This is a genomic window from Mycobacterium arosiense ATCC BAA-1401 = DSM 45069 (genome assembly GCF_002086125.1).
In the GTDB taxonomy this organism is placed as follows: domain Bacteria; phylum Actinomycetota; class Actinomycetes; order Mycobacteriales; family Mycobacteriaceae; genus Mycobacterium; species Mycobacterium arosiense.
The window spans coordinates 38,256-62,859 of the sequence record NZ_MVHG01000002.1; the positions used below are offsets into that span (position 1 = coordinate 38,256).

General features: G+C 69.5%; 19 protein-coding genes and 1 pseudogene. 4 read left to right on the plus strand and 16 right to left on the minus strand.

From position 1 onward, the window contains the following. Positions 1-16: 16 nt before the first annotated feature. The 10 genes and pseudogenes from BST14_RS01140 to BST14_RS01185 form a co-directional block, all read right to left on the minus strand. Positions 17-532, minus strand: a complete 516-nt coding sequence (locus tag BST14_RS01140; RefSeq protein WP_083062769.1) for an arginine repressor — start codon at positions 530-532, stop codon at positions 17-19. Then, positions 508-1,434 (minus strand): ornithine carbamoyltransferase, encoded by a 927-nt coding sequence (argF, locus tag BST14_RS01145; protein WP_083062770.1) that lies wholly within the window; start codon positions 1,432-1,434, stop codon positions 508-510. The genes BST14_RS01140 and argF overlap by 25 nt, the downstream gene beginning before the upstream one ends. Further along, positions 1,431-2,573, minus strand: a complete 1,143-nt coding sequence (locus tag BST14_RS01150) for an acetylornithine transaminase (protein WP_245845260.1) — start codon at positions 2,571-2,573, stop codon at positions 1,431-1,433. The genes argF and BST14_RS01150 overlap by 4 nt, the downstream gene beginning before the upstream one ends. 26 nt (positions 2,574-2,599) lie before the next feature. Beyond that, complete coding sequence (argB, locus tag BST14_RS01155; RefSeq protein WP_083062771.1) at positions 2,600-3,487, minus strand: acetylglutamate kinase; 888 nt, start codon at positions 3,485-3,487, stop codon at positions 2,600-2,602. Between the two features lie 49 nt (positions 3,488-3,536). After that, entirely contained in the window at positions 3,537-4,751 is a 1,215-nt protein-coding gene (gene argJ, locus BST14_RS01160) for a bifunctional glutamate N-acetyltransferase/amino-acid acetyltransferase ArgJ (protein WP_083062883.1), read from the minus strand. A 53-nt stretch (positions 4,752-4,804) separates the two neighbouring features. After that, a pseudogene (argC, locus tag BST14_RS01165) lies at positions 4,805-5,864 on the minus strand (N-acetyl-gamma-glutamyl-phosphate reductase). Positions 5,865-5,894: 30 nt separating this feature from the next. Then, a complete protein-coding gene (pheT, locus tag BST14_RS01170) occupies positions 5,895-8,390 on the minus strand; it encodes a phenylalanine--tRNA ligase subunit beta (protein WP_083062773.1) in 2,496 nt (831 codons plus the stop codon). Next, positions 8,390-9,433, minus strand: a complete 1,044-nt coding sequence (gene pheS / locus BST14_RS01175; RefSeq protein ID WP_083062774.1) for a phenylalanine--tRNA ligase subunit alpha — start codon at positions 9,431-9,433, stop codon at positions 8,390-8,392. Before pheS ends, pheT begins: the two co-directional genes overlap by 1 nt. 167 nt (positions 9,434-9,600) lie before the next feature. Then, positions 9,601-10,425: a rhomboid-like protein gene (locus tag BST14_RS01180; protein WP_083062775.1), complete on the minus strand. Its 825-nt coding sequence runs from the start codon at positions 10,423-10,425 to the stop codon at positions 9,601-9,603. Between the two features lie 9 nt (positions 10,426-10,434). Beyond that, on the minus strand, positions 10,435-11,352 hold the full coding sequence (locus tag BST14_RS01185) for an adenylate/guanylate cyclase domain-containing protein (RefSeq protein WP_083062776.1): 918 nt from the start codon (positions 11,350-11,352) through the stop codon (positions 10,435-10,437). 200 nt (positions 11,353-11,552) lie between these two features. On the opposite strand from BST14_RS01185, the gene BST14_RS01190 reads away from it, so the two are divergent. Continuing rightward, a complete protein-coding gene (locus BST14_RS01190; protein WP_083062777.1) occupies positions 11,553-12,632 on the plus strand; it encodes an oxygenase MpaB family protein in 1,080 nt (359 codons plus the stop codon). Here the strand turns inward: BST14_RS01190 and BST14_RS01195 are convergent. The 4 genes from BST14_RS01195 to infC all read right to left on the minus strand — a co-directional run bounded on the left by BST14_RS01195 (position 12,619) and on the right by infC (position 14,778). Next, a complete protein-coding gene (locus BST14_RS01195; protein WP_083062778.1) occupies positions 12,619-13,419 on the minus strand; it encodes a TrmH family RNA methyltransferase in 801 nt (266 codons plus the stop codon). The two genes, BST14_RS01190 and BST14_RS01195, sit on opposite strands and share 14 nt — an antisense overlap. A 13-nt stretch (positions 13,420-13,432) precedes the next feature. Beyond that, a complete protein-coding gene (gene rplT / locus BST14_RS01200) occupies positions 13,433-13,828 on the minus strand; it encodes a 50S ribosomal protein L20 (protein ID WP_007776071.1) in 396 nt (131 codons plus the stop codon). An 80-nt stretch (positions 13,829-13,908) separates the two neighbouring features. Next, positions 13,909-14,103, minus strand: a complete 195-nt coding sequence (gene rpmI / locus BST14_RS01205; protein ID WP_066867152.1) for a 50S ribosomal protein L35 — start codon at positions 14,101-14,103, stop codon at positions 13,909-13,911. A gap of 66 nt (positions 14,104-14,169) precedes the next feature. Next, the gene (gene infC, locus BST14_RS01210; RefSeq protein WP_083062884.1) at positions 14,170-14,778 is read right to left on the minus strand and encodes a translation initiation factor IF-3; all 609 of its coding nucleotides are present in this window, start codon (positions 14,776-14,778) and stop codon (positions 14,170-14,172) included. Positions 14,779-15,250: 472 nt separating this feature from the next. Here infC and lysX point away from each other — a divergent pair, with 472 nt between their 5' ends. The 3 genes from lysX (at position 15,251) to BST14_RS01225 (ending at position 20,588) form a co-directional block, all read left to right on the plus strand. Then, positions 15,251-18,604, plus strand: a complete 3,354-nt coding sequence (lysX, locus tag BST14_RS01215; RefSeq protein ID WP_083062779.1) for a bifunctional lysylphosphatidylglycerol synthetase/lysine--tRNA ligase LysX — start codon at positions 15,251-15,253, stop codon at positions 18,602-18,604. Between the two features lie 77 nt (positions 18,605-18,681). Continuing rightward, positions 18,682-20,163, plus strand: coding sequence for an alpha/beta hydrolase (locus BST14_RS01220; RefSeq protein WP_211280630.1), 1,482 nt, complete (start codon positions 18,682-18,684; stop codon positions 20,161-20,163). 5 nt (positions 20,164-20,168) lie between these two features. Beyond that, entirely contained in the window at positions 20,169-20,588 is a 420-nt protein-coding gene (locus BST14_RS01225) for a DUF6653 family protein (protein WP_245845258.1), read from the plus strand. A 6-nt stretch (positions 20,589-20,594) separates the two neighbouring features. On the opposite strand, the gene BST14_RS01230 is transcribed toward BST14_RS01225, so the two are convergent. Both BST14_RS01230 and BST14_RS01235 read right to left on the minus strand, forming a co-directional pair. After that, positions 20,595-22,454: a putative bifunctional diguanylate cyclase/phosphodiesterase gene (locus BST14_RS01230; RefSeq protein WP_438502118.1), complete on the minus strand. Its 1,860-nt coding sequence runs from the start codon at positions 22,452-22,454 to the stop codon at positions 20,595-20,597. Positions 22,455-22,462: 8 nt separating this feature from the next. After that, positions 22,463-24,580 carry an Rv1355c family protein gene (locus tag BST14_RS01235; RefSeq protein WP_083062781.1) on the minus strand — a complete coding sequence of 706 codons (2,118 nt, stop codon included), beginning with the start codon at positions 24,578-24,580 and terminating at the stop codon, positions 22,463-22,465. Between the last annotated feature and the right edge of the window lie 24 nt (positions 24,581-24,604).

Consider the following 24,604-nt stretch of genomic DNA (forward strand, 5'->3'; position numbering starts at 1 on the left):
CTTTGAATTGAAGCGCTTAGGTGAGTTTTTCCAACGTGGTGGCCAGCTCGGCGCCGGTCATCGGCTCGCGAGCGGCCACGAAGACGGTGTCGTCGCCGGCGATGGTGCCGACGACGTACGGTAGCGCCGCGCGGTCGATCGCGCTCGCCAGATAGTTGGCGCCGCCGGGCGGCGTGCGCAGCACCGCCAGGTTGGCACTGGCATCCGCGGACACCAGCAGCTCGCCGAGCAGCCGCGACAGTCGCGCGGTGCCGCCGGACACGCCCCGCACCGGGCTGCCGTCCTCGGGGACGATGTAAACCCCGACGCCGCCGTCGGCGCCGCGCAGCTTGACCGCGCCCAGTTCCTCCAGGTCCCGCGACAGGGTGGCCTGAGTGACCTCGATGCCCTCGTCGGCCAGCCGGGCCGCCAGCTCACCTTGGCTGCTGATCGACGCCGACGACAGGATCGCCACGATGCGGTCCTGCCGGCCGGCCCGGGTGGTTTCGGGAGCGCTCTTCGAGCGGGTCACGGCCGTCGCTCCAAAAGCCATGCAAGCAAAGCCTTTTGGGCGTGCAATCGGTTCTCGGCCTCGTCCCACACCGCGCTGGCCGGCCCGTCCATCACCTCGTCCGTGATCTCCTCGCCGCGGTGCGCCGGAAGGCAGTGCAGCACAACGGCTTCCGGGTCGGCCAAAGACAGCAGGCGGGCGTTGATCTGGTAGGGCCAAAACGGTGTGCGCCGGTCCAGCCCGTCGTCCTCCTGCCCCATCGACGTCCAGGTGTCGGTGACCAGGACGTCCGCGCCGCGCGCGGCCGCGTCGGCGTCGGCGGTGAGGGTGACCGAGGCGCCGGTGTCCTCGGCCCGCCGGCGGGCCGCCGCCACGAACGCCGGGCCGGGAGTGAAGCCGTCCGGCGCGGCGATCGTGACGTGAATGCCGGCCGTGACTCCGCCCAGCATCAGCGAGTGCGCCATGTTGTTGGCGCCGTCGCCCAGGTAGGTCATCTTCAGGCCGCGCAGCGACCCCTTGCGCTCGGTGATGGTCTGCAGGTCGGCGAGCACCTGGCAGGGATGGAACTCGTCGGAGAGCGCATTGACCACCGGCACCGTCGCGGTCGCGGCCATCGCCTCGAGGCGCTCCTGCCCGAACGTCCGCCACACGATGGCTTCGACGTAGCGCGACAGCACCCGGGCGGTGTCCTGCAGCGTTTCGTCTCGGCCCAGCTGGGTGCTGCGGGCGTCGACGACCACGGCGTGGCCGCCCAGTTGGGCGATGCCAACCTCGAACGAGAACCGGGTGCGGGTGGAGCTTTTGTCGAACAGCACCGCGACCCCGCGCGGGCCGTCGAGCGGGCGGGCGAGCAGCGGGTCCTTCTTGAGTTCGGCGGCCAGCGCCAGCACCTCGGCCTGCTCGGCGGGCGACAGGTCGTCGTCGCGCAGGAAGTGGCGAATCATGTCGGCTCCCCTGCCATGTCGAGAATGCCCGGCAGTGCGGTGATGAACGCGTCGATCTGGGCTTCGGTGATGATCAGCGGCGGCGCCAGCCGGATGACGTCGGGCGCGGCCGCGTTCACCAGGAACCCGGCCCGGCGCGCCGCCGCCTCGGCGTCCTTGGCGCGCGGCGCGGTGAGCGCCACCCCGCAAAGCAGACCGCGGCCGCGCACGTGGTCGACCAGCGGGTGGGCCAGCGCCTCGATGCCGTGGCGCAACGACTTGCCCAGCACCTCGGCGTGGCGGATCAAATTGTCCTCGGCCAGCACCCGCAGCACCGCGAGCGCGGCCGCGGCGCAGATCGGGTTGCCGCCGAAGGTGCTGCCGTGCAGGCCGGGCGTCATCAGGTCGGCGGCCGGCCCGATGGCCAGGCAGGCGCCGATCGGCAGGCCGCCGCCGAGCCCCTTGGCCAGCGTCACCACGTCCGGCGCGATGCCGTCGTGCTGGTGGGCGAAAAACGTTCCGGTGCGGCCCATCCCGGTCTGCACCTCGTCGAGCACCAGCAGCGCCCCGTGCCGCGCGGTGATGTCGCGGGCGGCGGCCAGGTATCCCTCGGGCGGCACGACGACGCCGCTCTCCCCCATGATCGGTTCCAGGAACACGGCGGCGGTGGCGTCGTCGACGGCGCCGGCCAGCGCCTCGGCGTCGCCGTAGGGCACGTGCGTGATATCGCCGGGCAGTGGTGCGAACGGCGCCTGCTTGCTGGGTTGACCGGTCAGCGCCAGCGATCCCATGGTACGGCCGTGGAAAGCGTCTTGTGCGGCAACCAGTTTGGTGCGCCCGGTGAGCCGTGACAGCTTGAATGCCACCTCGTTGGCCTCGGTCCCGGAGTTGCAGAAGAACGCCCGCGCCGGCGCCCCGAGGTGCTCGACCAACGCTTCGGCGAGCGCAATGCCCGGCTCGGTGGCATACAGGTTGGACGTGTGGCCCAGCGTGTTGAGCTGGGTGCTGACCGCCTCGATCACCGCCGGGTGCCGGTGGCCCAGCACGTTGACCGCGATGCCGCCGAGCAGGTCGAGGTAGATCTTGCCGTCCACGTCGGTGACGACGGCGCCGTCGCCGCTGGCCAGGGCCATCGCCGGGGTGCCGTAGTTGTTCATCATCACGGCTTCCCACCGCTGTTGCAGGGTCACGCGCTCACCACCTTGGTGCCGGTGCCCGCATCGGTGAAAAGCTCCACCAGCACACAGTGTTCGACCCGCCCGTCGATGACGTGCGCACTGGGCACGCCCGCGGTGACGGCGCGCAGACACGCCTCGACCTTGGGAATCATGCCCGCCTCCAGCGTGGGTAGCAGTCGTGACAGTGTGGCGGTGTCGATTTCGGTGACCAACGAGCCGCGGTCCGGCCAGCTGGTGTACAGGCCGTCAACATCGGTGAGCATCAGCAGCTTCTCGGCGCCCAGCGCCTCGGCCAGCGCCGCCGCGGCGGTGTCGGCGTTGATGTTGTGCACCACGCCCTCGGCGTCCGGCGCCAGCGTCGAGACCACCGGAATGCGCCGCGCCGCAATCAGATCCAGCACGGCCGCGGTGTTGACCGTCTCGACGTCACCGACCAGGCCGATGTCGGTGGCCACGCCGTCGACGGTGACCCTGCGCCGCACGGCGGTGAACAACTGGGCGTCCTCGCCGGTGATGCCGACGGCGTACGGTCCGTGCGCGTTGATCAGGTTGACCAGTTCGCGGCCGACCTGGCCGAACAACACCATCCGCGCCACGTCGAGCACTTCCGGTGTGGTGACCCGGAATCCGCCCTTGAAATCGCCCGGGATGCCGAGCCGGCGCAGCATCGCGGTGATCTGCGGGCCGCCGCCGTGCACGACAACGGGATGAACCCCGCAGTTGCGCAGGAACGCCATGTCGGCGGCGAAGGCGTGCCGCAGCGTGTCGTCGGTCATGGCGTTGCCGCCGTACTTGATGACGACGATCTTGCCGTGCAGCTGCTTGAGCCAGGGCAGGGCTTCGGCGAGCACCTGCGCCTTGACCACGGTGGACAACGCTTGAGTCGCTGAGCTCACCAGCGCCGCTCCTCCTCATCACTTCGTTCCGCATCGTCGCCGGCGCGCATCATGAGCTGTAGGCCGAATTCTCTTCGACGTACCCGTGCGACAGGTCGGTGGTCCGGATGGTGGCCCGCTGCTCGCCGAGCCGCAGGTCGACGGTGATGTCGATGTCGGGTCCCGACAGGTCCACCTCGCGCGCACCCGGTACCGGGGCTCCGCCGGAGAACACCGCAAAGCCATTGAACGACACCGTGATCCGGTCGGGGTCCAGGTCGATGGGCGCCATCCCGACGGCCGCCAGCACCCTTCCCCAGTTGGGGTCCGAACCGAACACCGCCGTCTTGACCAGGCTGTCGCGGGCGATCGTGCGGGCGGCGACCAGGGCGTCGGCCTCGGAGGCCGCCCCTGCCACGGTGACGTTGATCCGCTTGGTGACGCCCTCGGCGTCGGCTTGCACCTGTGCGCACAGGTCGTCGCACACCCGCCACACGGCGTCGTCGAGTTCGGCCTGGCCGGGTGCGATTTCGCTGGCTCCCGACGTCAGCAGCAGCACCGTGTCGTTGGTCGAGCACGCGCCATCGATGTCGAGCCGGTCGAAGGTGCGGGAGGTGGCGCCGCGCAGCGCGTGGTCCAGCGCCGCCGCATCGACGGCCGCGTCGGTGGTGAGCACGCAGAGCATCGTCGCCAGCGACGGCGCCAGCATGCCGGCACCCTTGGCCATCCCGCCGACCGTCCAGTTGTCCGGATGGTGCAGCGCAACCTGTTTGGGCACGGTGTCGGTGGTCATGATCGCCTGGGCCGCCTCGTCACCCCCGGACAGGCCGCCGGCCATGTCCTGCACGATCGTGCGCACGCCGGCGAGCACCTTGTCCATGGGCAACCGGTCACCGATCAGCCCGGTGGAGCACACCGCGACCTCGATCGCCCCGGTCTCGGTTCCCCAGTCCGACAGCGCGGCCGCGACCGCCTCGGCGGTGGCGTGGGTGTCGGAGAATCCGCCGGGTCCGGTGCAGGCGTTGGCGCCGCCGGAGTTGAGGATCACCGCGCGCAGCTCGCCGGTGGTCAGCACCTGCTGGCTCCACAGCACCGGTGCGGCCTTGATTTTGTTGCGGGTGAACACCCCGGCGGCGGCGTAGTCGGGGCCTTCGTTGAACACCAGGGCCAGATCGCGGTTGCCCGAGGCCTTGATCCCGGCGGCGATGCCGGCGGCCCGGAATCCGGCCGGCGCGGTGACGCCCTGCTCGCGCAGCAACCGCGCGTGCGCGGCCGCCCGCGTCATGTGCGCCACTCCTCCGATCCCGGCTACGCCGGCATCATCGTCGCCGGCGCGCGTCATGGCGCGACCCCGATCACCGAAAGTCCTTCGGTCTCCGGCCAACCCAGCGCCAGGTTCATCGACTGCACGGCGGCGCCGGCGGTCCCCTTGACCAGGTTGTCGATCGCGGCGATCGCGACGAAGGTGTGCGCCGCCTCGTCCACCGCGACGGCGATGTGCGCCGCGTTGCTGCCGATCACCGCCCCGGTGCGGGGCAGCTGCCCCTCGGGCATCAGGTAGATGAAAGGCTCTGCATGGTAAGCCTTTTCGTAGGCCTCGCGCAGCCCTGGCAGCGGCGCGCTGGTGCGCGCGGTGCAGGTGGCCAGGATGCCGCGGGAGGTCGGGATGAGCACCGGGGTGAATGACACCGTGACGTCACGGCCGGCGACCGCCCCCAGGCCCTGGGCGATCTCGGGGGTGTGCCGGTGCGCCCCGCCGATGTTGTAGGCCCGCGCCGACCCGATGACCTCCGCGCCCAGCAGGTCGGTCTTGGCGGCGCGGCCGGCACCGGACGTGCCGCTGACCGCGACCACGGTGACGGCGGGCTCGATGAGGTCGGAGGCCACCGCGGGCAGCAACGCCAGTAACGCCGCGGTCGGGTAGCAGCCCGGCACCGCAATGCGGCGCGCGCCGCGCAGCCGCTCACGGGCGCCGGGCAGCTCGGGCAGCCCGTAGGGCCAGCTGCCGGCGTGGGGGGAGCCGTAGAACCGTTCCCACGCGTCGGCGTCGGTGAGCCGGAAGTCGGCGCCGCAGTCGACGATCAAGGTGTCCGGGCCGAGCCGTTCGGCCAGCGCGGCCGAATGACCGTGCGGCAAGGCCAGGAACACCACGTCGTGGCCGGCGAGCACGTCGAGCTCCGTCGGCTCGACCACGCGCTGGGCCAGCGGGGTGAGGTGCGGGTGGTGCTCACCGAGCGTGCTGCCGGCGCTGGCGGCGGCCGTCACCGCGCCGATCGTCAGGCGCCCGTGCGCGTGGGCCGGGTGCCCGAGCAGCAGGCGTAATATTTCACCGCCCGCGTAGCCGCTGGCACCGGCGACCGCCACCTTCATCCTGTCGGCCATTCCGCCGATTCTGCATGGCTATGCAGTGCTTTGCAAATCCATTCCACTAGGCGCGTAGCTCCGCGCCAACCACCTCGGCGGCCCGGCGCACCGCGGCGTCGCGAGCCGCGGTGGCGTCGTCCTCGGTGAGCGTGCGGTCGGGCGCGCGGAACCGCAGCGCGAAGGTCAGCGATTTGCGGTCCTCGCCGATCTGCGGGCCGGTGAACACGTCGAACAGCTGCAGGTCCTCGAGCAGCTCCCCCGCGCCTTCGCGGACCGCGTCGGCCACCGCCTGGGCCGGCACCTGCGCGGGCACCACCAGGCTGAGGTCCTGGAAGACGGCCGGGAACGGCGAGACCCGGGGCGCGGGCAGCGCCAGCGGGATGGGAATCGCGTCGAGGTCGAGCTCGAGGGCGCAGGTGCCTTTGGGCAGTCCGGCGCGCTCGATCACCGCGGGATGCAGCTGGCCCGCGTGCCCCACCGGGGTGTCCCCGACGAGCACCTCGGCGCAGCGCCCCGGATGCCACGGCAGGTATTGCGCCGCCCGCAACCGCACGTCGATTCCGCTGGCGCGGGCGATGATGCGCACCGCCTCGAACGCGTCGGCGGCTTCGGCGCGGCGGCCGGGACCCCAGGGTCCGCGCTGTTCACGCAGGCCGGTCAGCACCGCGGCGACGTGCTGGGGTTGCCGCGGCAACGACGCGTCGAGCGCGGCGATCTCGGCGTCGGTGGGCCGGCGGTCGACGGGGATGAGGTCGGCCGCGCGGGTGTTCGCGGTCGGCTGGACCACCTGCGCCAGGGCGTACAGGCCGATGTCGACCAGCCCGCGAGAGACGTTGCGCGCCAGGGTTTCCAGCAGTGCGGGCAGCAGCGTGGTGGCCAGGTGCGGGCGGTCGGCCTCCAGCGGGTTGAGCACCTCGGTCGTGCTGCGTCGCGGGTCGTCGGCCGGCAGGCCCCACAGGTCGAACACGCCCGCGGGCAGGAACGGGATCGGCAGGATCTCGATGTAGCCGGACTCGGCCAGCGACCGGCCGATGGCGCGGCGTCGCTTCTGCACGGCGGTGAGGCCACGACCGGCGGGCGCCGACGGCAACACCGACGGAATGACCTCGAGCCCCTCCAGCCGCAGCACCTCCTCGACGAGGTCGGCGGGCTGCAGCAGGTCCGGACGCCAGCTGGGTGGTGTCACCGTCAGCTTGTCGCCGCTCGCTGCGACCTCTGCACCGATCTGGGCGAGCCGCCGGGCGGTGGTGCCCGGCGCATAGCCGACCCCGGCGAGGCGATCCGGCAGGTCGACGGCGATATCGATGGGCGGGAGCGACCAGTCGTCGCGCGGTGGGTCGCCGCGCCAATCGGTCAGTCCCTCACCCACGACGCCGCCGGCGATGTCGGCGAGCAGGGCGGCACAACGGTCCAGCGCGGCCACCGAGATGGCCGGATCCACCCCCCGCTCGTAGCGGCGGGCGGCTTCGCTGGGCAGGTGCAGCCTGCGCTGGGTGCGCGACACCGCGGCCGGGTCCCACACCGCGGCCTCGAGCAGCACGTCGGTCGAGTCGGCGCGCACCTCGGTGCTCGCCGTGCCCATCACGCCGCCGATCGCGGTGGTCGCCGCGTCGTCGACGATGAGCACGTCGGCCGGCTCGAGTTTGCGCTCGATGTCGTCGAGGGTCACCACGGTCTCGCCGGGCCGGGCGAATCGCACGCCGAAGCCGCCGGTGATGCGGTTGCGGTCGTGAGCGTGCATCGGGTGACCGAGCTCGAGCATCACGTAGTTCGTCACGTCGACGGCCGGGGCGCTCGCGCGGATGCCGGACAGCAGCAGCCGGCGCTGCAGCCACCACGGCGACACCGCGGCGGGGTCGATGCCGGTGACCGGGCGCAGCGCGAACCGCCGCACCCCGGTGCCGGGTTGTAAGGTCAGTGGCCAGGCCTCGCCGTTGACCGGGAGCGGCTTGATCACCTCGCTGCCGGCGGGGTCGACGAAGTCCAGCCCGTAGGCGCAGGCGACCTCGCGGGCCAGGCCCCGCAACGACATGCAGTAACCGCGATCCGGTGTGATCGCCAGGTGGAAGATCACGTCGTCGAGCCCCAGCACGACGGCGGCGTCGGCGCCGGGGTCGGCGGCGCCCGGCGGCAGCACCAGGATCCCGGAATGGTCGACGCCCAGGCCGAGTTCGGCCGCCGAGCAAATCATTCCGTCGGAGGTGCGGCCGTAGGTCTTGCGGGCGGCGATGGTGAAGTCACCGGGCAGCGTGGTGCCGGGCAACGCCGCCACGATGAGGTCGCCGACAGCGAAATTGGTTGCGCCGCAAACAATCTCGCGATCCTTGCCGCCACCGACGTCGACGTGACAGAACCGGATCGGCTTCTTGAAACCGGTGAGTTCTTCGATGCCGGTGACCCGGCCCACCGTCAGCGGGCCGTCGACCGGGCCCAGGGTGGCGACCTCCTCGACCTCGTGGCCGATGCGCACCAGCGTCTGCTCCAGCTCGGCGGGGGCGACGTCGAAGTCCGGCGCTCCGGCCGCGACGATCTCGCGCAGCCAGCTGTAGGGAACGCGCATCAGGCACCCACCCCGAACGGAAGCGAGAACCGCACGTCGCCCTCGACCATGTCGCGCATGTCGGGAATCCCATTGCGGAACTGCAGGGTTCGTTCCAGCCCCATGCCGAACGCGAATCCGGAGTACACCCCCGGGTCAATCCCCGCGGCGCGCAACACGTTTGGGTGCACCATCCCGCAGCCGCCCCACTCCACCCAGCCGGGGCCACCCTTCTTGCCGACGAACCAGACGTCGACCTCGGCCGACGGCTCGGTGAACGGGAAGAAATGCGGCCGGATCCGGGTGCGCGCCTCGGGACCGAACTCGGCGCGCGCGAACGCGTCCAGCGTTCCCCGCAGGTGCGCCATGGTCAAGCCTCGGTCCACCGCCAGACCTTCGACCTGGTGGAACACCGGAGTGTGGGTGGCGTCGAGTTCGTCGGTGCGAAACGTGCGGCCAATCGAAACGATGTAGACGGGCAACTCGCGGGCGAGCAGGGTGCGCACCTGCACCGGCGACGTGTGGGTGCGCAGCAGCTGCCGCGAACCGTCGGGCGCGATGTAGAAGGTGTCCTGCTCGCTGCGCGCGGGGTGGTCGGCCGGAAAGTTCAGCGCGTCGAAGTTGAACTGCTCGGCCTCCACCTCCGGCCCCTCCACCAGCTCCCAGCCCATCGCGACGAAGGTGTCGGCGATGTGCTCGGCCAGGATGGTGATCGGGTGCCGCGCGCCGGCCGGCTGCCGCGTCGACGGCAGCGTGACGTCGATGCCCTCGGCGACCAGCACCGCGGCGTCGCGCTCGGCCCGCAGGACCCCGAGCCGCTGGTCGTAGCCGCGCTGGGCTTCCGTCCGGGCGGCGTTCACCCGCTTGCCGGCGTCGGCGCGCTGGTCCTTGGGGACGGCGCCGAGCGCCTGGCGCGCCAGCGCCAGCGGTGCGCGGTCACCGAGGTGTTCGGTCTTGGCGCGCGCCAGTGTGTCGAGATCGCCGGCCCGCGCGAAGGCCTCCCGGGCGGCGCTGACCGCTGCGGTCAGGGCTTCCGGCGACAGGTCGACGGGTTGATCACCCACGCGGCGACACTCTCCTTGCTGACGAGGCTGTTCGGGCCGCCCGCATCGATGTGCTTCCGCGCGGCACGGGTCGAGTGCTGATCATAGTGATTCGACGCGTGGTACCCGGCGGGCGCTCGGCGGGTGGCCCGCGGGTGGCCGTGGCAGGCCACCGACGGCGGTGTGGCTTAGCCGGCGACGGCCGGCTGCGGCCCGCCCAGCGTCTCGTCACCCAGCGCGGGGGCGGCTGGCGTGGCCACGCCCCGACCGCGGGCGAGCCTCGCCAGCCGGTAGGCGACGAACGCGCCCACGGCACCGAAGACCGGCGTCGCCGCCATGGTTCCCCAGTGGTGGGCCAGCATCAAGAAGCCGAAGCCCGAGGACGCCGCCAGCATCAGGTAGCGCGCCGGCGTCCAGTGGATCGGCTGCCGGAACCGGGCGGACACCAGCACGCCAAGGATCACGGCGACGGTGTGGCCGGCGTCGGTGAAGTCGCCGCCGATGATCGCCGAGGCGATGCCGGCCGACACCCACCAGCCGACCCAGGCGGCGCGCCAGCGCGACGGGATCACCGCCGTCATCGCGCCGAGCACGGCCAGCGCGCCGTAGCTCATGCCGACGTCGCTGGCCCGGGTGATCGACAAGGGCAGCCAGCCGAACTCGACCGACGCGGCCAGGGCGGCGGCCACCAGCAGCGTCGCGCCGATGTGGCCGACGAGGAACGCCGCCACCAGCCGGATGGTGCGCAGATGCAGCTCGGCCAGCGCCAGCAGGCAGGTCAGGAAGGGCAGCCAGAAGTAGAGCGGGCCGGCGTCGACCACCAGCGCGCTGCCCAGCAGCGTGCCCAGGTGGCCGTGGGCCAGGTTGTGCACGTTGGTGCTGGCGCGCGCCACGATGACGTCATGCGCGTGCGGGCCGAGGGCCAGGATGGCGCAGCTGATGGCGAGAAGCAGTGCCGCGTACCCCACAGTGAATTGGACCCGGGCGAGCCGGGACAGGATGCCCCCTAACATTGGCATCCATTATGGCTGTGGTTTTGTCTCGACTGTGTCATCAGGGCCTGACAACTCCTTAAGAGTCTTGAGGCGATAAATCGCCAAATCGTCGGGAATGCCGGCGGGCTTCGGCCCGAAGACCGGCTTCCTCGCGCGTTTGGCCTCGACGCCCAACGCGTCCAACTCGCTTTGCGGTATGAGATCCAACGTTGAACTCGACACCATGATTCCACCCTTGCTGGCTCTTTCCATAACTCGCGCGGCGATATTCACATCGACGCCGAGCCAGTCGGCGGCCAGCCGCTGCGGGCGCCCGGTGTGGATTCCGACCCGCACCCTGGGCGTATAGCCGTCCACGTCGACCGATTTGAGCGCGTCCTTGGCCGCCAGCACGGCGCGCACGGCGACCGTCGGATCGCCGAATACCGCCATGATGCCGTCGCCCATCCGTTTGACGATGTGCCCGCCGGCGTCCAGCAGGGGCGGCTCGAGGGCCCGCGCCACCTGCCGCAACAGCGCCAGCGCCGCGTCGTCGCCGGCTTGCAGGGACCACGTCGAGAAGCCGACCAGATCGGTGAAGACCAGCGTCACCTCCGGGTTGGCCGGCCGGCGCGAAACCCCTTCGGTCAGCGCCTGCCACAGCTGCAGCACCCCGAGGCTGACCTCGCGCGACACCGCGTCCCGGTCGCCCAGCAGCCGGTCTGCGGCGCGCGCCGCCGCCCGCGGACCACCCTCGCCCGCCGTGGACAGCGGATCGCCGAACTCGGGGTCGCCGGGCAGCAGTCGGCGCGCACGCCGGACGAGGGCAACCGCCCCCGGACTGCGGTTACGGCTGTGCAGCCACTGAGTCGCGCTGTGCACCGACAGCAAAGAGCGCGACGGAGCGGATCGCGCCGGGGACTGTTCGGGCTCGCCCGAGTCCAGATCGCTACGCGCGAGTTCCACCTGGCCAGGTTATTTGGTTTTCTTCGAGGCAGGCAACGACGGCCGCGCCGGATGTGTCACACGCCTCACCAAACCGCCTGATCACGGTGGTACCACACCGGCGTGGAAGCTCGATAACGCGCGGGCGGACACATCGCCGAAAGCGTAGACAACGCCCGTTGTCAAAGTTATCGTGAGCCCAATCGGAGCAGGAGGCCGCGATGACTGGCACTGTGCATGTGGGCGGGACCGGACCCGCTGATCCGCTCGGACCAGATTCTTTGACCTGGAAGTATTTTGGCGACCTGCGCACGGGGATGATGGGCGTGTGGATCGGGGCGATCCAGAACATGTACCCCGAACTCGGCGCGGCCGTCGAGGAGCATTCGATCCTGCTGCGCGAGCCGCTGCAGCGGGTGGCCAGGTCGGTCTACCCGATCATGGGGGTGGTCTACGACGGGGACCGGGCACCCCAGACCGGCCGGCAGATCACCAGCTATCACCACACCATCAAGGGAACCGACGCCGCCGGGCGGCGCTATCACGCGCTGAACCCGGAGACGTTCTACTGGGCGCACGCGACGTTTTTCATGCTGATCGTCAAGGTGGCCGAGTACTTCTGCGGCGGTCTGACCGAGGCCGAAAAGCGGCAACTGTTCGCCGAGCACGTGCAGTGGTACCGGATGTACGGCATGAGCATGCGGCCGGTGCCCGAAACCTGGGAGGAATTCCAGGAGTACTGGGAGCGCACCTGCCGCGAGACGCTGGAGATCAACCGGGCGACGCTGGACATCTTCCAAATGCACATTCCCAAGCCGAAATTCGTGCTCATGCCCACACCGATCTGGGACCAGATCTTCAAGCCGCTCGTCGCCGGTCAGCGCTGGATCGCGGCGGGGCTGTTCGAGCCCGCGGTGCGGGAGAAGGCCGGACTGCACTGGACCCCGGGCGACGAGGTGTTGCTGCGCTTGTTCGGCAAGCTCGTCGAACTGGCGTTCCTCGCAGTGCCCGACGAGATCCGGCTGCACCCGCGCGCGCTGGCCGCCTACCGCCGCGCCGAGGGCCGGCTGCCCAGCGACGCGCCGCTGGTGGAGGCCCCGCCGTTCATGGCGCCGCCGCGTGACCGGCGCGGGCTGCCGATGCATTACTTCCCCCCGCCGGCCAAGTCGCCGTTGGACCCCGCGCTCCAACCCGCGCGGGCCCTGATGGAACGCGCCGGCTCCCTGGTGCATACGACGCTGTCACTGGCCGGCCTGCGCGCCGTGCGGGGCCGGCCGAAGCGGTCCGTCAAGGCCGCCTAGGCAGGTTCAGCGCCCGCGAGCTCTGATACAGGCAGATAGCCGCCGCGGACGCCACGTTCAGGCTTTCCGCCCCACCGACCATCGGGATCCGCATCCGGCGGTCGGCCGTAGCGGCGATGTCGATCGGCAGACCGTGTGATTCGGGCCCGAACAGCCACGCCGTCGGCGTGCCGAGCAGTTCGCCGGCCTCGTCGAGCCGCGTCTCACCGTCGACGGTGGTGGCGAGCAGCTGCAGGCCCGCGGCGCGCAACGCCTCGACGGCGGCGAGCGTGTCGGGCGCGACGACGACCGGGACCGAGAAGATGCTGCCGGCCGACGCGCGCAGGCACTTGCCGTTGTACGGGTCGACGCTGTGGCCGCCCAAGATCACGCCGGCGGCGCCCAGGGCGTCGGCGAGGCGGATCAGGGTTCCGGCGTTGCCCGGCTCGCTGATTTCGACGGCGACCGCGACCAGCGCGGGCGGGCCGGCCAGCACGTCGGGAAGTTGGGTCGCGGGCGTTTCGCACACGGCGACCAGCCCGGCCGGAGTGACGGTGTCGGACAACGCTTTCGCCGCGCGCTCGGTGACCGGGTGAACCGGGCATCGCGCGGAGGCCAAAGTCGCCAGCAGCGGCGCATGGCGCTGCTGGGCGACTTCGGTGACGAAGACGTCGCGAACCAAGCCGCGGCGGGCGGCGGCCTCGACGAGATTCGGGCCTTCGGCGAGGAATCGGCCCGCCCGCCGGCGGCCGACGTGGCGGTGCAGTTTGACCGCCGCGGCGACCCTGGCCGAACGTTCGGTCAGCACCTGCCGTCGCTTGTTAGGCCGCTTCTCCCGAGTCCGAGGGAGCGTTGACATCCTCGGGCAGGGCCGCCCGTGCGATGTCGACCAGCGCCGTGAAGGCTGCCGGGTCGGCAATGGCGATGTCGGACAGGTTCTTTCGGTCCACTTCCACACCGGCGGCCTTGAGGCCCTGGATCAGCCTGTTGTAGGTGATGTCGTTGGCGCGCGCCGCCGCGTTGATCCGCGAGATCCACAGCTTGCGGAACTCGCCCTTGCGCGCACGCCGGTCGCGGTAGGCGTAGTTGAGTGAATGTAGTTGCTGCTCTTTGGCCTTGCGGTAGAGCCGGGATCGCTGGCCGCGATAGCCCTTCGAGGCCTTCAGGATGCTGCGCCTCTTCTTGTGGGCGTTGACCGCCCGCTTCACGCGTGCCATTGGATGTTCCTACTCTCGTTCACAATTGGTTGGTCGGGTCGCCGTGCCAGCTCGCGATGCGGGTCTGGCCGGCGCGGTGGTCAGCCGTTCAGCAGGCTGTTGACGCGCTTGGTGTCGTTGGCCGACACCGTGGTGCGGCCGTCGAGGCGCCGGGTTCGCTTGGTCGGCTTGTGCTCGAGCAGATGCCGGCGGTTGGTCTGCTGGCGCACGATCTTGCCGGTTCCGGTGCGCCGGAACCGCTTTGACGCCCCGCTGTGGGTCTTGGCCTTGGGCATGTTTCCTCTGTTCTATAAGTGCTCGAGCGCTGATACTCGGGCGCTGCAAAAAGGTCTCGCGCTGGGTCAGGTCGACGAAGGTTCGGCTTCGGCGGCCGCATCGGAGCCCGATGCCGCGCCGCCCCCGGGCCCTTCCGGATGGCGCGCCTTGGCGCGAGTCTTCGCGCCGCGGTGCGGTGCCAGCACCATCGTCATGTTGCGGCCGTCCTGCTTAGCGGACGTTTCGACGAAACCGTATTCGGCGACGTCCGCTCCCAGGCGCTGAAGCAACCGATAGCCCAACTCGGGCCGCGACTGCTCACGTCCGCGGAACATGATGGTGACCTTCACCTTCGATCCCGCCTCCAGGAAGCGGATGACGTGACCCTTTTTGGTCTCGTAGTCGTGATCGTCGATCTTCGGTCGCAGCTTCTGTTCTTTGACGACGGTCTGCTGCTGGTTCCGGCGGGATTCGCGCGCCTTTTGCGCCGCTTCGTATTTGAACTTGCCGTAGTCCATGATCTTGCAGACCGGCGGTCTGGCGTTCGGGGCAACTTCGACAAGGTCGAGATCGGCGTCCGCAGCGACGCGCAGTGCGTCTTCGATGCGCACTATGCCTACCTGCTCTCCCCCTGGGCCGATCAATCGGACTTCAGGTACGCGAATGCGCTCGTTGACGCGGGTCTCAGTGCTGATGGGGCCTCCCTTGTTGGGCTTCTCTATGTCCTGCCGCGCCAATGTCCTGACGCGGCGACCGCCTGGGTCGGTCCGGGAATCAGCGGCGCAGACACCACACCACTAGCAAAAAGCCCTGCATAAGCAGGGCCCAATGCCGACCGATCACGGCTGGGAAATACTCGAGCCGCCCGCGTCGCCCGCGGAACAGGCATCCGCGATGCCTGTGACCGGACCGCTGAACCTTGGAAGATCCGCAACGGGATTTCGTCGGCTCGCGGTGGGAGTGGGACTCCACTTAACTGTTCCTGGCATTCGCCGGGATGGTCGCAGGCGCCAGTTTAGCAGCCTTGAGGTGGCTTTTAGCATTTCGGCCGGTCGACCGCGCTGCAGCGGGCCTCGAGGTGGCCCCGAAATCACGTCCAAACTAGTGGCCGTCGCTCTTAGCGCTTCGACAAGCTTTTCACGGATTGAGGGCATATCCTCGCGGTCTGTGACCCTCGCATCTCCAAGTTCGAGGCCCGGTTCGGGCACTCGTTCGGGGCCTCGCGGCAGGTCGAACTCGCGGTATCGCTGGGTGCCGGCGGCGGCCGGGTGGACCGTGGGCGTCATCGCGACCGTGTCGCTGCTCGGCAGCGTGTCCCCGCTGATCCGGTACCTGATCAGGGTCCCGCGCGAGTTCATCAACGACTATCTGTTCAACTTCCCGGACACCAGCATCGCGTGGTCGTTCATCTTGGCCCTGCTGGCCGCGGCCCTGACCGCACGCAAGCGCATCGCCTGGGTGCTGTTGCTGGCCAACATGATTCTGGCCGCGGCGTTGAACGCCGCGGACATCGCCGCGGGCGACAACACCGCCGCGGAGATCTTCGGCGAGAACCTCGGCTTCGCCGTTCACATCGTGGCGATCGTCCTGCTGGTGCTGGCCTATCGGGAATTCTGGGCCAAGGTCCGCAGGGGCGCGCTGGTCAAGGCGGCCGCGGTGCTCATCGCCGGCGACGTGGTGGGAATCTTGGTGTCCTGGGGCCTGGTCGAGTTGTTCCCGGGGACGCTGGCCCGCCCGGACCGCCTGCCGTATGTGGCCAATCGGGTGGTCGGATTCGCGCTCGCGGACCCGGACTTCTTCACCGGCCGGCCGCACGTCTTCCTCAACGCGATCTTCGGGTTGTTCGGCGCGCTGGCGCTGATCTTGGCGACGATCGTGCTCTTTCAGTCCCAGCGCGCCGAGAACGCGCTCACCGGCGAGGACGAATCGGCGATCCGCGGGCTGCTCGAGCTGTACGGCAAGAACGACTCCCTGGGCTACTTCGCCACCCGCCGCGACAAGTCGGTGGTCTTCGCCCCAAGCGGACGCGCCGCCGTCACCTATCGGGTCGAGATCGGCGTCTGTCTGGCCAGCGGTGACCCGATCGGGGATCCGAGGGCGTGGCCGCAGGCCGTGGACGCCTGGCTGGGTCTGTGCCAGACCTACGGCTGGGCTCCAGGGGTGATGGGCGCCAGCACCCAGGGAGCGCGAACCTATCGCGAAGCCGGACTCAACGCGCTCGAACTCGGCGACGAAGCCATCCTGCGGACCGCCGAGTTCAAGCTGTCCGGACCCGACATGCGCGGGGTCCGTCAGGCCGTGACCCGGGCGCGGCGGGCGGGCCTGACCGTGCGGATCCGCCGCCACCGCGACATCAGCCCCGAAGCGATGACCGAGACCATCACCCGCGCCGACGCCTGGCGCGACACTCAGACCGAGCGCGGCTTCTCCATGGCGCTGGGCCGTCTCGGCGACCCCGCCGACGGGGACTGCCTGCTGGTGGAGGCGCTCGACCGCGACGGCAGCGTCGTGGCGATGCTGTCGCTGGTGCCGTGGGGAACCACCGGTGTCTCACTGGACCTGATGCGCCGTTCGCCGCAATCGCCCAACGGCACCATCGAGCTGATGGTCAGCGAACTGGCGCTCAACGCCGAACCCCTTGGCGTCACCCGTATTTCGCTGAACTTCGCGATGTTCCGCTCGGCGTTCGAACAGGGCGCCCAATTGGGCGCCGGCCCGGTGGCCCGGCTGTGGCGGGGGCTGTTGCTGTTCTTCTCGCGGTGGTGGCAGCTGGAGACCCTGTACCGCTCGAACATGAAGTACCAACCCGATTGGGTGCCCCGCTACGCGTGCTACGAGGATGCCCGGCTGATCCCCAAGGTCGGGGTCGCGTCGGTGATCGCCGAGGGCTTTTTGGTCCTGCCGTTCAGCCGGCGCGAGAAGGTGCATACCGGCCACCACCCGGCCGTGCCGGCCAGGCTGGCGGAGTCGGGCCTGCTGCATCACGACGGGTCGGCGCCGGACGTCAGCGGGCTGCGACCCGGCGACACCATCGGCACCGAAAAGTCGAACGGCCGGCTCCCCGAACAGGTTCGGGTGCGCCTGGCCAAGCTGGAGAGCCTGCAGCGCAACGGCACCGACGCTTATCCGGTCGGGTCCCCGCCCAGCCACACCGTCGCGAGGGCGCTCGACGCGGACGATCGCGACGACATCACCGTCTCGGGCAGGATCCTGCGGATCCGCGACTACGGCGGCGTGCTGTTCGCCCAGCTGCGCGACTGGTCGGGGGAAATGCAAGTGCTGCTGGACAATTCGCAATTGCAGCGCGGGCGAACCGCCGACTTCACCGCGGCCATCGACCTGGGCGATCTAGTCGAGGTGTCCGGGCACATGGGCTTTTCCAAGAAGGGAACGCGCTCGCTGATCGTCGCCGACTGGCGAATGATCGGTAAGTGCCTGCGGCCCCTGCCGAACAAGTGGAAGGGGCTGACCGACCCGGAGGCGCGGGTGCGGACCCGCTACGTCGACCTGGCTGTCAATCCCGAGTCGCGCGAGCTGATCAAGGCGCGCGGCGACGTGTTGCGTTCGGTCAGGCAGACGCTGTTCGCCAAGGATTTCATCGAGGTCGAGACCCCGATCCTGCAGCAGATCCACGGCGGAGCGACCGCCCGGCCCTTCGTCACGCACATCAACACCTACGACCTGGACCTGTTCCTGCGCATTGCGCCCGAGCTCTACCTGAAGCGGTTGTGCGTCGGCGGCGTGGAGCGCGTCTTCGAATTGGGCCGCGCCTTCCGCAACGAAGGCGTCGACTTCAGCCACAACCCGGAGTTCACCCTCTTGGAGGCTTACCAGGCCCACGCCGACTACAAGGTGTGGATCGACGGCTGCCGGGAGCTCATTCAGAACGCCGCCGAGGCCGCGCACGGCGAGCAGGTGGTGCTGCGGCACGGCGCCGATCGGGGCGACCGCCGGCTCGAGCCGGTTGACATCTCCGGGATCTGGACGGTCAAGACCGTCTATGACGCAGTGTCCGAAGCGCTCGGCGAGCACATCGATGCCGCCACGTCGCTGCCCGCGCTGCGCAAGCTGTCCGATGCCGCGCACATCCCCTATCGGGCGCACTGGGACGCCGGCGCGGTGGTGCTGGAACTCTACGAGCACCTGGTCGAGGACCGGACCGAGGAGCCGACGTTCTATATCGATTTTCCGACGTCGGTGTCGCCGCTGACCCGGCCGCACCGCACCGAACCGGGCGTCGCCGAGCGGTGGGACCTGGTGGCGTGGGGCGTCGAGCTGGCCACCGCCTACAGTGAGCTCACCGATCCGGTCGAGCAGCGGCGCCGCCTGCAGGCGCAGTCGCTATTAGCTGCCGGCGGGGATCCCGAGGCGATGGAGCTCGACGAGGACTTCCTGCAGGCGATGGAGTACGCGATGCCGCCCACCGGCGGGCTCGGGATGGGTATCGATCGGCTCGTCATGCTCATAACGGGCCGCAGCATCCGGGAGACGTTGCCATTTCCGCTGGCCAAGCCGCATTAGCGGCCGGCCCGAACGTCCGTGGAGCCCAGGGCGAACATTGCGTGAATTTATTCCAGGCCGGTTAACTTTGGATCACAATGACTCACGTGACAGCACCGACGGACAGCGCTGCGACACAGATCCTGGCAAGTAGCCACACGTCGCTGATGCATGGCTGGGTGCCGGCGACGGTCCAGGTGCTCGCCGCGACTGTGCTGCTGTTGGCGGTCGGCTGGCGATCGCGGCGCTGGCGCACGGTGTGGCTGCCGGCCGCGGCGCTGACCGGCGGGGTCGCGGCCTACCTCACGCATTGGTACGTCGTCGACCGCGGGCTCTCCGATGACCCCGCCCCGGCGGCGCTGTGGCTGTGGATCACGCTGACGGGCATGGCGGCGGCCGTCTTGGTGCTCGGCTGGAGCACCGCGCGCCGCTGGCGGCGCGGCGCCGCGGTGCTGGCCGTGCCGCTGTGCTTGCTCAGCGCGGCGCTGGTGCTCAACCTGTGGGTCGGCTACTTCCCCACCGTGCAGTCGGCGTGGAGCCAGCTGACGTCGGGCCCGCTGCCCGATCAGACCGATCAGGCCACCGTCACCGCGATGGCCGCCAACCGGATCCGGCCGCCGCAAGGCACCGTCGTGCCGGTGGCAATCCCTTCCGACGGGTCGCACTTCAAACACCGCGGCGAGCTGGTCTACCTGCCGCCCGAGTGGTTCGCGAGCACCCCGCCGCCGGCGTTGCCGACGGTGATGATGATCGGCGGCCAGTTCAACACGCCCGCGGACTGGACGCGCGCGGGCAACGCGGTCAAGACGATCGACGACTTCGCGGCCGCCCACGACGGCAAGGCGCCGGTGCTGGTGTTCGTGGATTCCGGCGGCGCGTTCAACAACGACACCGAGTGCGTCAACGGGGTCCGCGGCAATGCGGCCGATCACCTGACCAAAGACGTTGTGCCGTTCATGATCTCGACCTTCGGGGTCAGCCCGCACCGGTCCAACTGGGGCGTCGCGGGCTGGTCCATGGGCGGCACCTGCGCCGTCGATCTGACCGTCATGCACCCGGACCTGTTCAGCGCATTCGTCGACGTCGCCGGTGATTTCTTCCCCAATGCCGGCAATAAGGCCCAGACCATCGCCAGGCTTTTCGGTGGAAACGCCGACGCTTGGGCGGCTTTCGACCCGACCACGGTGATCAGCCGGCACGGGCCGTACCGCGAGGTGGCCGGCTGGTTCGCGATTTCGTCCGACGGCTCGCCGCCGCGCCGTGACCTGCAGCTGGCCGACAGCGGCGCCATCCGCCTCGCCGGACGCGAGGCGGCCGCCAACCCCGGCAATCAGACGGCGGCCGCCTATTCGCTGTGCGCGATCGGCCGCTCCAACGGAATCGACTGCGCGGTGGTTCCGCAGCCCGGCAAGCACGACTGGCCCTTCGCGGACCGCGTGTTCGCGGCCGCACTGCCCTGGCTGGCCGGGGAACTGGGCACGCCGGGAATTCCGCGGACCCCGTTGCCCGTCGCATCCCCGCCCGCCGCGGGCACCCCGGTGGTTGTCACGGCCGAGCGATCCAACACCGCCAGGCGATAGCGCCGGTGCGTTCGGTTGCGCGGGTTCGACGTGCGGTGTTCGCGCGGCACTGCCATCCGCGGAGCGCATGGACCCGGTGGGCGAGCACGCCGCTGATCCTGGTCCCGGTATGGACCCGACGACGGCGCCATGCGGCCTGGATCGCGCTGTGGCTGGCCGTGAATCCGGTGGTGTTCGGCAAGCCCGCGCATCATCACGCATGGTCGACGCGGGCGATGCTGGGCGAGGAGCTGTGGATCACCGGCCGGCCCCGCGATGCGGCGATGGTCACCAGTGTCGCGTCGTCGGCGGCGGCGGTGGGCGCGCTGCTGGCCGCACGCCGGCATCGGCTGCGGCCGGCGCTGATCGCGGTCACCCTGCAGATGGCGTTGACGCTGGTGTATTGGGAACAGATGGTTCGCCACCTCGAGCGCCGGTCTCGCTGACCGTGCTCATTGCTGCGGGGGATCGATCCGGACCGACACGGAGCCTTCGGCCAGCAGCCGCTGGGTCGCCTCGGCGGAGATGGGCCGGCAGAACAAAAACCCCTGCGCGCGCGAACATCCCTCGTGGAGCAGGACGCGCGCCGCGGTCTCGGATTCCACGCCTTCGGCGACGACGTCGAGGTCGAGCGCCTGGGCCAGGCCGATGATCGCCCGCACGATGGCGAGGTCGTCCGCGGAGGCACCGAGCTCCAAGACGAAACCGCGATCGATCTTCAGCGTCCCCACCGGCAGGGTCCGTAGCAGGCCCATGCCGCTGAACCCGGTACCGAAATCGTCGATGGCGATGTTGATCCCGAGCTCGGTGAGCCCCAGCAAGGTGGTGCGCGTGTTCACCAGGTCCTGAATAAGCAGGCTTTCGGTGACCTCCAGTCCGATCGACGAACCGTCGAGCCCACACCGTTTCAGGGTGCTCGCGACGGTGTTGACCAAGTCGTGCGCGACGAGTTGGGCCGGTGAGACGTTGACGCGCAGCATGATGTCGCGCCCCACGCCCTGGGCCCGCCACTGCGCCAAATGCGCACACGCCGCATTGAGCATCCAGTTGCCAAGCTCCGCGGCGAGATTGATGGATTCGGCCACGGGGACGAATTCGTCGGGATGCAACAACCCCCGGGTGGGATGCTGCCAGCGCACCAACGCCTCGACCGCCAGGATCTTTCCCGACCGCATGTCGACCTCGGGCAGGTATGCGATGGTGAGCGCGTCGGATTCGATGCCGGCCTGCAAATGCAGCTCGATGTCGTTGCGCAGTTCGCGACGGGTGAGCATCTCGGCGGAAAACACCCCGATGCTGTCTCCCCCGCTTCCCTTGGCGGCGATGAGCGCCTCATCGGCGCGCCGGAGCAGATCCAAGCTCGAATCCGTCCCGGGTAAACCCGTTGCGACGCCGACGCTTACGGTGCGGTTGAGGACCACACCGTCTATGGTCACGTGGTCCTTGACCTGAGTTCGCAACGTCTCGGCCAGCCGGCGCGCGGCGTCCAAATCCATCGCCGCCGCGGGAACGACGACGAATGTGTCGCCACCCGGCCGGGCGATCATTCCGTTGCCCGCCATGGCTTCGGTGGTCCGAGCGGCGAAGTCACAGATGAACTGGTCACCGGCGGCGTGGCCCAGATAGTCGTTGATCGCTTTGAGCCGGTCCAGATTGAACACCAGCACCGCCACCGGGCCAGGTTGCCCCGCGAGGAAGCGAGAATCCAGATGGCTCAACAGGGTTCGGCGGTTGGGCAATGCCGTCAGGTCGTCGTGCTCGGCCTGATAGTGCAGCCGTTCCTCGACGATCAAACGGGCCTGCACCTGGGCGAACATGGTGGCAACCACGGTGAGCGTATTGAGCTCGTCCTCGGTCCACGCCCGGTCGCCGTACTTGACGAAACCCAGCGCGCCGGTGGTGACGTCACCGGAGAGCAGCGGGACGGATGACAGGGAAATGGCCGGAACGCCGCTGGCCTCCGAGATGGTGCGCTGGTAGTCCTCGTTCGCGGTTTCGGGACGCAAGACGATCGGCTCTTTGGCATTTTCGCACATGGCGAAGATGGGGTCGGCGTCCGCGAAATAGATCGTGTGCAGCGGGTCGGGGTCGGGGACGTGCGGGCGCGGCGGCCATTCGGCCACCAACACCGTGGCGCGGATCGTGTGATCGTTATGGCGCAAAAAGCTCACGTCCACGCCGAGGATCGCTACCAGTTCGGCAAGTATCTCGGTGCTGATGTCCGCGGCAGTGGCGGCGGTTGCCCCCATCAGCTTCGTCGCGACGGAGGTGACGATGGTTGCCAGACTCTTTGGGGCAGCGCTGTTTTCCACGTTCCGGGCTATCCTGGTGCGTGCAAACTGGCGCTCAGCGAACGACGCCTGGCCGGCACCGACGGCGGCGGACCGGAAACCAGGCGCAGCACGAGGATTTCGTGTTCGTCATCGGCGAGCCCGGCGCGGGCCCGAAAGTCCTCGCGCAGCGTCTTCAGCTCAGCGGCGAAGGCGGGCGACAACGTTTGAAAGTCGTTGTCGTCGTGGGCGTACAGGAACACCGGTGACACCGGGTGCACGCCGAAGCCGCTCTGTTCGGCGGCGACCCAGAAGGCCTGAAGCGCAGCGCCCCCACGGGCGTAATCGGTGAGCGCGGAACCCGTCACGACGACCACCGCCAATGCGGCGCTGGCCATGACCCGTTGCCGAGTGACATCACCGAGCACCCCACCGGCATCCCAGCGCGCCAACTCGACCATGACGTCGGGACGCCGAACGAGTTCCAGGGCGGCCAGCTCACTGGCATCCAGTTCCAGGCAACGGACATCGATTCCTGTCTCCGGTGACGGGTGAGCCGGAAAACGTAGCTCCGACACCATCTCCGCGTGCAGCCGGGGGGTGAGATAACGGATGCGGTCGGCTTCGGCCAGTATGCCTGAAATGGCCGTGATCTGGTCGCGATCCGTGATGAGGTGCAGCCGCGCGCCCTCACCGGCGGCGGCGGCCGTCAACCGGGCGGCTGTGGCCGGTGGGACCGGCGCGGCACGGCCCGGGTGGCGATTGGTCTGCCGCGCCAGCACCGCCGGGTAGTGTTGCGCCAGTTCGGGGTCGTCACCATCGCCCCACCTCAGCTCGCCGTGCAGCGCCGTGTGCGAGTGGTCTTCGCGGAAGCCGACCGGGCCCAGCGCGGCGTGCGTGGCCGCCGCGACGCGGGCGTTGAACATTGCCGCGCCCAAAGCAACCGCGCTGGCCCGAAATTCGACGTCCATAGTGGCGGAATCCTCGGCGGCCAGCAGCAGCTGAAACGAGTTGTCGTCCATGATGATTCGCCAGGGCTGGGCGTTGCCGCCGGACGGCGCGCGAATGGCGGCACTGGCAACGACTTCGGCGATCCGGAACGTTGCCTCCTTGCCGGCGGCGTCGGCCAAGCCGTCGGTCGCTGCCGGGAACTCGGCGTCCCGCGGGACCGGCTGGGCCAAACCGTCGAGGGCGCCCGCGATGTCGATCTGCACCCGTCCGGACTTCAGCGGCTCGCCCAGCCCGATCCGGCGCACCGCTTCGGCCACCGCGGCGGCACCCACCCAGATGTCGCCGGCGAGCTGGGGCCACCCGCCCAATGTCTGTCCGACCTCGACCAGCGATGCCGCCCCCCGCGCGGAGAGCTGCCGAGCGTCCAGCAGACGCAACAGGTATGGAAGCTTGTCCCGGGTCGACAACCCGCTCAGGGCCGTCGTGTCCATCTCCCCGAGCAGCCCGTGCATCACCGCTGGCCGCGGTTGCAGGTCGAAGCGCTCGACATCGAGTAGACCTCGATCGCTGGTGGCCATGAGCACCGGGATAGCACGGTCGCGGGCCGCCTCGCGCAGCAACATCTTGATGTCCAGCGAATCGGCTTGGTCAACCAGCACATCCAAGCCGTCAAGGAACTCATCGACCAGCTCGGCGGTCACCTCGGAAGTGAACACCTCCAGGCTCACATACGGATCGAGTTCCGCGATTCGCCGTGCGGCCACGGTGGCTTTGTTGAGACCGAGATCGAGCACCGTGGCCGGGACGCGATTCAGATTGGATAGCTCGAGCGTGTCACCGTCGGCCAGCCGCAATGCGCCGCAAAGGCCTTGCGCCGCCAAGCAATACGCGATGGCGTGCCCGGAACTGAGGCCCACGATGCCCACGCGCAGGCGTTGCAGCCGCTCCTGCTCGGCGGAGGTGATGAGGTGGCGATTGCGGTCGAGCCGGGCAGCACGGAACGCGTCGGGGCCGGCGATGCGCACGACCGCGTTGCGCCAGGGATAGTAGGCCCAACGCCCGCCGGAGTCGATCCCCGCGGATTCGGGGCCGAACTCGTCGATGAAGTCGATACCCTGGGTCGCTCTGAGCCGTTCCAGTACTTCGCAATCCGCGGTGAGATGGTCAGCGAGAATTACCGCACCGCCGGCCTCGTGGCGCTCGTAGCTATGACCCATCCGACTCCCAACGGCGTAGACCCG

Excerpts from the sequence above, each read along its gene's own strand:
- BST14_RS01140 (WP_083062769.1), bottom strand. The coding sequence starts at position 532 with ATGGCTTTTGGAGCGACGGCCGTGACCCGCTCGAAGAGCGCTCCCGAA.
- BST14_RS01220 (WP_211280630.1), top strand. The coding sequence starts at position 18,682 with ATGACTCACGTGACAGCACCGACGGACAGCGCTGCGACACAGATCCTG.
- BST14_RS01190 (WP_083062777.1), top strand. The coding sequence starts at position 11,553 with ATGACTGGCACTGTGCATGTGGGCGGGACCGGACCCGCTGATCCGCTC.
- argF (WP_083062770.1), bottom strand. The coding sequence starts at position 1,434 with ATGATTCGCCACTTCCTGCGCGACGACGACCTGTCGCCCGCCGAGCAG.
- BST14_RS01180 (WP_083062775.1), bottom strand. The coding sequence starts at position 10,425 with ATGTTAGGGGGCATCCTGTCCCGGCTCGCCCGGGTCCAATTCACTGTG.
- argJ (WP_083062883.1), bottom strand. The coding sequence starts at position 4,751 with ATGACGCGGGCGGCCGCGCACGCGCGGTTGCTGCGCGAGCAGGGCGTC.
- rplT (WP_007776071.1), bottom strand. The coding sequence starts at position 13,828 with ATGGCACGCGTGAAGCGGGCGGTCAACGCCCACAAGAAGAGGCGCAGC.
- rpmI (WP_066867152.1), bottom strand. The coding sequence starts at position 14,103 with ATGCCCAAGGCCAAGACCCACAGCGGGGCGTCAAAGCGGTTCCGGCGC.
- pheT (WP_083062773.1), bottom strand. The coding sequence starts at position 8,390 with ATGCGCGTTCCCTACAGCTGGCTGCGCGAGATCGTCGCGGCCGGAGCG.
- BST14_RS01235 (WP_083062781.1), bottom strand. The coding sequence starts at position 24,580 with ATGGGTCATAGCTACGAGCGCCACGAGGCCGGCGGTGCGGTAATTCTC.
- BST14_RS01150 (WP_245845260.1), bottom strand. The coding sequence starts at position 2,573 with ATGATGAACAACTACGGCACCCCGGCGATGGCCCTGGCCAGCGGCGAC.